This is a genomic window from Xenophilus azovorans DSM 13620, assembly GCF_000745855.1.
Lineage (GTDB): Bacteria > Pseudomonadota > Gammaproteobacteria > Burkholderiales > Burkholderiaceae_C > Xenophilus > Xenophilus azovorans.
The window spans coordinates 1-7,866 of sequence record NZ_JQKD01000098.1 but is presented as its reverse complement, the minus strand read 5'-3'; the positions used below and the strand labels follow the sequence as shown (position 1 = coordinate 7,866).

Below are 7,866 nucleotides of genomic sequence, written 5' to 3'. Positions count from 1 at the left end.
CACCCTGGAAATGGCGCCACTTGAAATCCGTCATCGTTCCGTCCGTCCAATCTCCGCCAAGCATGCTCAAGCTTCACGATTTTTGCAACAGAGCCGTCGAGGACATCTTCACGGACCCGCACTTCCAGGCGCGCGGCATGTTGGCCGAAGTACCTGATGCCGAGCTGGGATCCCTGGTGCTGCCCGGGATCGTACCCAAGCTCTCCGCGTCGCCGGGCCAGCTGCGGCATACGGGCGGCGCAATCGGACAGGACACGCGCGAGATCCTGCTGGAGCATACGTCGCTCGACCTCGAAGAAATTCTCGCCTTGGAAGCGCAAGGCGTCATTCAACAAGGGCCCGCAGCACACACCGGCCCTGCCTAAGAAGGGGAGTTTCTGATGCAAATGAACCGTTCAGTCTTGGTTGGGAAGACGATCTCTCGCTTGCGCTGGATCCGACGCGCGATCCTGCTGGGCATGGCAGGCATGCTTGCCGTCTCGGCTTCTGCTTCGGCGGCCGAGGTCGATAAGCTCAGAATCGCGCGGCAATTCGGCATCGGCTATTTGCCATTGGTCGTCATGAAGGGCGAACACCTGTTCGAGAAGCATGCCAAACGCCTCGGGCTTGGTCCGGTCGAGCTGATCTGGACCGACTTCGCCGGCGGCGCGAACATGAACGACGCGCTGCTTTCCGGCAGTCTGGACATCGCGAGCGGGGGCGTGCCGCCCTTGGTCACGCTGTGGAGCCGCAGCAAGGGCCAGGTGAAGATCGCAACGGCGCTGAGCGAAATGCCGCTCCTGCTCAACACGACCGATCCCCAGGTGCGCTCCATCAAGGACTTCAACGAGAGCCACAAGATCGCACTGCCAGCGGTCCGGACTTCCAACCAGGCCGTTATCCTGGCCATGGCCGCGGACAAACTGGGACCGGACGAGGCCGAACGCCTTGGGAGACTGACCGTATCCATGTCGCACCCGGACGCTGCCATCGCCTTGCTCAACGGCCAGATCGCGGCGCACTTCACCTCTCCGCCGTTCCAGTACCAGGAGCTACGTGACCCCCGGGTACACACAGTCCTCAGCTCGAAAGACGTGATGGGCCGCTTCACCTTCACGGTCGCATGGTCGACCGTGAAGTTCCGCGAGACGAACCCGAAAACGTACGAAGCTTTTGTCGCCGCGATCCAGGAAGCGATCGAACTGATCAACTCGGACAAAGAGAAAGCGGCCAAGATCTATTTGCAGGAAACCGGCAACAAGGAATCGCTCGAGTTCCTGCTCCAGCAACTGTCCGCCCCCGACGTGGCTTTCTCGACGACACCGCAATCGCTGAAGCGCTATGCCAGCTACATGCGCGAACTCGGGCTGATCAAGACGCAACCTGAACGCTGGCAGGATCTCGCCTTCGAGAACCTGCACGACGCGCCGGGGAGCTGAAACCGGCAGGCAGATCAGGAAACGACACTGCCCGTGGCCGGCCGAGCCTGGCCGCGGGCGCAATCCCCCTCCCAGGAGTTCCAGATGCAAATGAATGGTTCGACCTTGCTTGGAAAAGCGCTCAAACAGCAAGGCGTAGATACGATGTTCTACCTCATGGGCGGACCCATGCTGGCGGCCGAGACCGCCTGCATCTCGGAGGGCATCCGCTCCATCGACGTGCGCCATGAGCAGGCCGCCGCCATGATGGCCCATGCCTACGCCCGTGTGCGCAGCCGTCCTGGTGTGTGTATTGCCGCCTCGGGACCTGGCACGCTCAATCTGGGCACCGGCCTGGCGACTTCGCTGACGGATTGCACACCGGTCGTGGCGCTGGGTGGCTCCAGTTCGCTGGCGGAGGTGGGCACCGGCTCGTTCCAGGAATTCGACCAGGTGGCCGCCATGCGCCCTCTGGTCAAATGGGCCGACCGCGTGGTCGAAGCCCACCGCATTCCCGAACTGATCGACAAGGCATTCACCATTGCGATGTCGGGCAAGCCCGGCCCGGTGTATCTCGACTTCCCGGGCGACCTGCTTTATCGCGCCCTGGATCCCGACACCGTCGAGTGGCCGGTCGTGGATAAAAACCGTGGCCAGACGCGCGCCGCCGGCGATCCGGCATCCGTCGAACGCATTGCCCAGCTGATCGCGTCCGCCCAGTCGCCGGTGTTGATCAGTGGCAGCGGCGTACTGTGGTCGCAAGCGTCGGAAGCCATGCGCCGCTTTGTCGAAGCGACAGGCATTCCTTTCTACACCACGCCACAAGGGCGCGGCGTGGTTCCCGAAGACCATGAATACTGTTTCCTGAACGCGCGGTCGCAAGCGTTCAAGAACGCCGACCTGGTCATCGTTCTGGGCACCCGGATCAACTACGTTCTCAATCACCTGAAAGTCCCCCGCTTCCATGCCGACGCGAAAATCGTGCGTATCGATCTCGATTCCACCGAGGTCGCATCCACGCCGCGCCTTGCCGAGGGTCTGGTGGCCGACGCCCGCCTCGCGCTGGAGCAGCTCACGCAGGCCTGCGAAGGCCGGGTGACTCCCGAGCGTTTCCAGCCGTGGCGCAGCCGGCTCCAGGAAGACAATGCCCGTCGGGCCCAGGCCCAGGCCGTCCTGCTCGAATCTGCGCGCCAACCTATTCATCCCTTGCGGCTGTGCAAGGAAATCCGGGACTTCATGGACCGGGACGCGGTGCTGGCCGTGGACGGCCAGGAAATCCTGAACTTCGGCAGACAGTCCATTCCGTCCTTCGTGCCCGGCCACCGCATCAATTCCGGCACCTTCGGCACCATGGGCGTGGGCTTGCCGTATGCGATCGGCGCCAAGGCAGCCTGCCCCGACAAACAGGTCATCTGCCTGCACGGGGACGGCTCGATCGGCTTCAACTTCATGGAACTGGATACGGCCGTGCGCCATCGCATTCCCGTCATCACGGTGGTCAGTCTCAATGGCGGGTGGACCTCCGATCCCCAGAAGCTCAAGCCGGGGCGCGACCTGGGCCTGACCCGCTTCCACGACATGGCAGCCGCGCTGGGGTGCCATGCCTGGCTGGTCGAGGACCCCGATCAGATCCGCCCCGCGCTCGAGGCCGCGAAGCAGGCAACGCGTGACGGCCTGCCGGCGCTCATCAATGTCGTGACGGATCCGGACGCGCAAGCCACGACCGCCAAGTTCACGACGTTCTACGACGCGGCCTGAACATGGCGGCCCACGACCCTGTCCCGAACACTCACCGGGCAATCGACACGGATTTGTGCGGTCGGCCCATCGCCATCGAACCGGGCGGCAGCACGGTCGAATTGTTGCTTACCGAATGCATGCAGGCCGACGCGCGCGGCCTGGTGCACGGCGGCTTCATCTTCGGCGCGGCGGATTTCGCGGCCATGCTGGCGGTCAACGAACCCACGGTCGTCCTGGGGAGCGCTCAGGTCGGTTTCCTGAAACCTTCCCGCGTCGGCGAACGCCTGCGTTTCGTCGCCAAGGTCACCTTGTCGAAGGGACGCCGCCACGAGGTCGAGGTCAATGGAACGAATGCCGCCGGCGAGACGGTCTTCTCCGGCACATTCAAGTGCGTGGTACCGGAAACCCACGTCCTGGGTGAAAGCTGATATTGCCGGGCCACATGGCGTGGCCCGGCAATATCAGCCAGGCTTTCTCGGCCAATCGCACGACCCGCCGCATACCGACCCCACCTGCCAGCGTCGCGGATCGTGCCCGCCGACGCTCCCGGCGGGCGTCAGCAACGGCCCGCTCCCGCTTTGCGAACGATCTCGTACAAGGTGAACGCGTGCTTCGACAGCACCCTGTGCTTGTGGCGGATCAACAGAATGGTCTGCGTGGGCGGCCGCTCCTGGACATTGATGATCGCCACCTTATCCGCGACATCCAGGGCTTCCAGGCACGGGGGGCATAGCGACAACAGGCCGGAGCGCTTCACGTGCGCGATCGCGTCGACGAAGGAGTCGCAGTGCATCGCGACCTTGGGCACACCCAAATCGTACCGCCGGAACATCTGGGCCAGGCTGGAACCGCTCTCGTCCAGCGGACCATTGACGATCCATTCCGCGTCGGCAAGCTCGCTCAGCCGAGTCGCGTGCCGGAGCGGGTTCGACGCCTTCGCGACGATGACCGACTCATGGCTGGAAAGCACATCGACCGCCAGGGATTCGTCCAGGGCGGCATTGAAGACCGGGCAAATGATGAATTCGACGGTCCCGGCCATGAGCTCGGCCAGCAGATCGGAATACGGGCCATTGCGGCACCGGACCATGACGTCCGGGTGCCGGCCCCGGAATTCCTCGAGCGCGGGCGGCGTCACCACCAACGCGGCAAGCGGCGAAGCGCCGATCGAAACCACCGCGCGCCCCTGCATTTTCATGGAGGCCTCGGTTTCGACCAGGGCGACTTCGGAAAGAATCAGCCGCGCCCGCGGGAGCAGGTGCTCGCCGCTGGGCGTCAGGGTAATGCCGCGCGAGTTCCTGAGCAGCAATTCGGTGCCGAGGGACAGCTCCAGCCGCTTGATGGACTTGGTCAGCGAAACCTGGCTTTGATGCCCATGCAAAGCGGCACGCCGCAGGCTGCCATGCTCGACGGCCAGAACGAAATCCCGCAGCTGCTGAAGCGTCAATTCGATTCTTCCCGAAAACACGCGGCCCAGCCGGCCAGGCCATTTTCCCGGCTATTGCGCTTCGAGGTTCAAGCTTCCCAGGACCTGCTTCCAGCGCTCGGCCTCGCCGCGCAGCATGGCGTCGGTTTGCCCGGCGTCTTCCGGCTGCGTCACGTATACCCCGAGGTCCTGCAAGCGCTGCTTGACCGCGGGGTCGGCAATCGCCTGATTCAGGGCCTTGTTGGCCACGGCAACCACCTCGTCCGGCGTATCGGCCGGCGCCACCATGGCGTACCACGACAATACCTGGGCCTCGGGGAATCCGGCTTCCTTCAGGGTCGGGACATCCGGAATCTCGCTGACCCGCTCGGGGGCGACCACCGCGAGCGCGGTCAGTTTACCGTCTTTCAGGAAGGGCAGCGCGGTGGACAAAGGCAGCATGGCGAAAGACAGGTCGCCAGTGAGCAGCGCGGGCATGCCCAGCGGCGTCCCTTTATAAGGAATCGCGAAAAGCTCGATTCCGGCCGACTTCTGCAGCATTTCGGTATTCAGATGCATCGACGTGCCAACGCCGGGCATCAGGTAGTTCAGCTTGCCCGGCTCCTGCTTGGCCTTTGCCACGAAGTCGCGCAAAGTCGTGATTCCCAGGGAAGAAGGCACCACCGCGACCACCGGCGCCGTGGCCAGTTGCGAGATAGCCCGGAAGCTCTTGACGGGATCCCAGCTGACCCCCTTGACCAGCACCGGGCTGGTCACGAAGCTCAGGGTCGCCAGCAGCCAGGTATAACCATCCGGACGCGCGTTGGCCACGCTGGTGGTGCCGGTAATGCTTTGTCCGCCCGGCTTGGCTTCCACGACCATCGGAACCCCCATGATGGACGCGGCCTTCTCGGCGACCACTCTGGCCACCAGGTCCGGCGTGCCGCCGGCCGGGAACGGCGCGACGATCGTGATCGGCCCCTTCGGATACGCTTGCGCGTGCGCACCGGCCAGCGGCAGCAGCGCCGCGCATGAAACCATCAAACAGGATAAAGCCCGTTTCAACATTTTGTCTCCTCAGAAACGCTTAGGGCGGCGACAGGGAATGCCCTGCCGCCGCCATCCGAAAAATCGCTATTAAAAACCGTTATTGCTCGTTGGCCAGCTCTTCGCGGATCTGGGCCAGTTCCATGCTCCGGGGCCGGGTAATCGCATACGCCCTGCCGCGATACCCCTCGGGCCGCGACGCAAGCGCCGGCGCATTGCCCTTGAGCAACTCGTCGGCGGCCTGCAGCAAGGCCCTGCGGCATTGCACGATGGGCAGATCGGTCTTCACCAGCCGCTCGAGACTGCGGTCATGAATACGGCCCTGGCTTTCCTGGATCGCCAGGTCCTGCAACTGCGCGCTGGGAATGCCGGTAAACGACCGCGTGCGCTGCTCGGCCCGATCCTGCAAGTAATCGTTCTCGCGCGTCCCCTTGGGCAGATAGGTCCCCGGAATCAGCTCGGCATAATCGAACGCGCCGTGCTTGTAGCCTTCGATTTCCTGCGCCGTCAGCGCGCGCTCCGGGTGCCAGCGAATGCGGTACCACCAGCAATTTTCGTCGTCGATGGGCATGAAGATATTGGCGCGGCACACATTGCCCGGCGCGGTCGGCACGACCACGATGATAGGCATGAACCAGCGGGCAATACGCCAGTAGTAGTCGTCCGCGCCCGCCTCGCGGCGCGCGACGATCTGCATGCCATGTTCGACCCGGTCACAGAAAATCGTGGGGCGCCCGTCCTGTTCGGAATACTTGATCATTTCGCCCAGCCCGAACGTGTCGGCCTTGCCCACGCCGCCTTCAAGATCCTTGTGCAGGAACGAGATGTGGGAATAGTCGATGCTGCCTTCCAGCGCCTGCAAGTAGTTGCACTTCATCAGGCATTTCGAGACATAGCGCTGCTCGGGCTTTACCCGGCAGAAATCGAGCTCGGGCACATCGGCGGGCTGCTCCGCCGGCCCCATATACGCCCAGACGATGCCGCCATGCTCCCGGGTTTCGTAGGCGGTGGTTCCCATCCGTTTCAGGACGTCCGGCCCACAGGCATCGGTCGGAATGTCGGTGCAATTGCCGCGGACATCGAACTTCCAGCCATGGTACGCACAGCGCAAACCCGACCCTTCGTTGCGGCCCAGATAGAGTTCCGCGCGGCGATGCGGACAATAGGCACTGAGCAGGCCGACCTTGCCTTCGCTGTCCCGGAACGCCACCAGTTCTTCGCCCAGCAACGTCACCCGCATCGGCGGACCGTCGTTTTCCGGCAGCTCCTCCGACAACAGGGCGGGCAGCCAGAACTGGCGCAGCAAATCGCCCATGGGCGTGCCCTGGTTGGTGTGGGTCAATGTAATATTTTCTTCGAAACGCATCCTCGATCCCTTATTCCGATGCCAGGCTGGCCGTCCGGCAATGCAGCGGCGTGCCGATTTGTGGCCGGTATCGTACTGTGGCGGGCCCCGGTTCGACAGGCCCAACTTGGGATCAGTGATAACTAAAAGATATCGCTTCTAGCGGGATAGCCAGGCGTCCATTGCCGGCCCCGCTGGCGCCCTGTCCGCGTTTCAGCGGCGCCCCGCCCTACCCGTGCCGGCCGACCGGGCGTGCCGCGCCGCATTGCCAGCACGTGCTGAACTGGGGCTCCAGCCATTCCCCGCACCCGTCGCAGCACCAGTGCGGGCGCGGTTCGCCCGGCCCGGCGCGGCCTTCGATGATCCGCATGGCCAGTTCCTTGTCCTGCTCGCGCTCCAGCCAGAGATCAGGACCGCATTGATCGACCGGGAGCTCCCCCGCCGCCCCCTGCAGATAGCAGCCGCTCAACCGGCAAGCGATTCCCGCCTGCTCCAGCAGGTTGACCCAATGCTGACCGAGCATCAGGTCCGGCGCGCGGGTCAGGCGTATCATGCCGCCGGGGTTTCTTCCTGCGCCAGCACCGAGCGCAGCGTCTGCTCGAACACCTCGGGCGGCTGACCGCCCGAAACCAGATACTTGTCGTTGATCACGATCGACGGCACCGACGAAATACCCAGCGCGCGCCATTTTTCCTCGTCGGCGCGAACTTCGTCGGCATAGCGCCCCGATGCCGCGACTTCATGCGCGGCCTGCGGGTCCAGGCCGGCTTCCCCGGCGACCTGGGCCAGGACCTCGGGCTGGCCGATGTCCTGGTTGTCGTAGAAATAGGCCTTGAGGGCTCTGTTGCAAAGATTGGCGGCAGTCAGAGGTAGGCTGTCGCTCTGCGCCGATCAGGCGGCTGCTGCGAAATGGTGGTTGAGCATGCCCATGG

General features: G+C 64.0%; 9 protein-coding genes. 4 read left to right on the top strand and 5 right to left on the bottom strand.

The features are described from left to right. From Q392_RS25815 to Q392_RS25800, 4 genes are all read left to right on the top strand, one after another. On the top strand, positions 1 to 365 hold a 365-nt coding region (locus tag Q392_RS25815; protein ID WP_211260304.1), incomplete at its 5' end, for a CoA transferase. A 60-nt stretch (positions 366 to 425) separates the two neighbouring features. After that, positions 426 to 1,418, top strand: coding sequence for an ABC transporter substrate-binding protein (locus Q392_RS25810; RefSeq protein ID WP_245610822.1), 993 nt, complete (start codon positions 426 to 428; stop codon positions 1,416 to 1,418). Between the two features lie 90 nt (positions 1,419 to 1,508). After that, positions 1,509 to 3,155 (top strand): thiamine pyrophosphate-binding protein, encoded by a 1,647-nt coding sequence (locus tag Q392_RS25805; RefSeq protein ID WP_169748356.1) that lies wholly within the window; start codon positions 1,509 to 1,511, stop codon positions 3,153 to 3,155. Positions 3,156 to 3,157: 2 nt separating this feature from the next. Continuing rightward, complete coding sequence (locus Q392_RS25800; RefSeq protein WP_051953971.1) at positions 3,158 to 3,565, top strand: PaaI family thioesterase; 408 nt, start codon at positions 3,158 to 3,160, stop codon at positions 3,563 to 3,565. A 128-nt stretch (positions 3,566 to 3,693) separates the two neighbouring features. Here the strand turns inward: Q392_RS25800 and Q392_RS25795 are convergent, their stop codons facing one another. From Q392_RS25795 to Q392_RS25775, 5 genes are all read right to left on the bottom strand, one after another. Next, the gene (locus Q392_RS25795; protein ID WP_038215130.1) at positions 3,694 to 4,584 is read right to left on the bottom strand and encodes a LysR family transcriptional regulator; all 891 of its coding nucleotides are present in this window, start codon (positions 4,582 to 4,584) and stop codon (positions 3,694 to 3,696) included. 51 nt (positions 4,585 to 4,635) lie between these two features. After that, on the bottom strand, positions 4,636 to 5,610 hold the full coding sequence (locus tag Q392_RS25790) for a Bug family tripartite tricarboxylate transporter substrate binding protein (protein WP_084217411.1): 975 nt from the start codon (positions 5,608 to 5,610) through the stop codon (positions 4,636 to 4,638). A gap of 79 nt (positions 5,611 to 5,689) precedes the next feature. After that, a complete protein-coding gene (locus Q392_RS25785) occupies positions 5,690 to 6,931 on the bottom strand; it encodes a Rieske 2Fe-2S domain-containing protein (protein ID WP_051953970.1) in 1,242 nt (413 codons plus the stop codon). Between the two features lie 232 nt (positions 6,932 to 7,163). Further along, positions 7,164 to 7,487 (bottom strand): putative signal transducing protein, encoded by a 324-nt coding sequence (locus Q392_RS25780; RefSeq protein WP_038215127.1) that lies wholly within the window; start codon positions 7,485 to 7,487, stop codon positions 7,164 to 7,166. Next, positions 7,484 to 7,801, bottom strand: a complete 318-nt coding sequence (locus Q392_RS25775; RefSeq protein ID WP_084217410.1) for a DsbA family oxidoreductase — start codon at positions 7,799 to 7,801, stop codon at positions 7,484 to 7,486. The genes Q392_RS25780 and Q392_RS25775 overlap by 4 nt, the downstream gene beginning before the upstream one ends. Positions 7,802 to 7,866: the final 65 nt, after the last annotated feature.

Excerpts from the sequence above, each read along its gene's own strand:
- Q392_RS25805 (WP_169748356.1), top strand. The coding sequence starts at position 1,509 with ATGAATGGTTCGACCTTGCTTGGAAAAGCGCTCAAACAGCAAGGCGTA.
- Q392_RS25800 (WP_051953971.1), top strand. The coding sequence starts at position 3,158 with ATGGCGGCCCACGACCCTGTCCCGAACACTCACCGGGCAATCGACACG.
- Q392_RS25790 (WP_084217411.1), bottom strand. The coding sequence starts at position 5,610 with ATGTTGAAACGGGCTTTATCCTGTTTGATGGTTTCATGCGCGGCGCTG.
- Q392_RS25780 (WP_038215127.1), bottom strand. The coding sequence starts at position 7,487 with ATGATACGCCTGACCCGCGCGCCGGACCTGATGCTCGGTCAGCATTGG.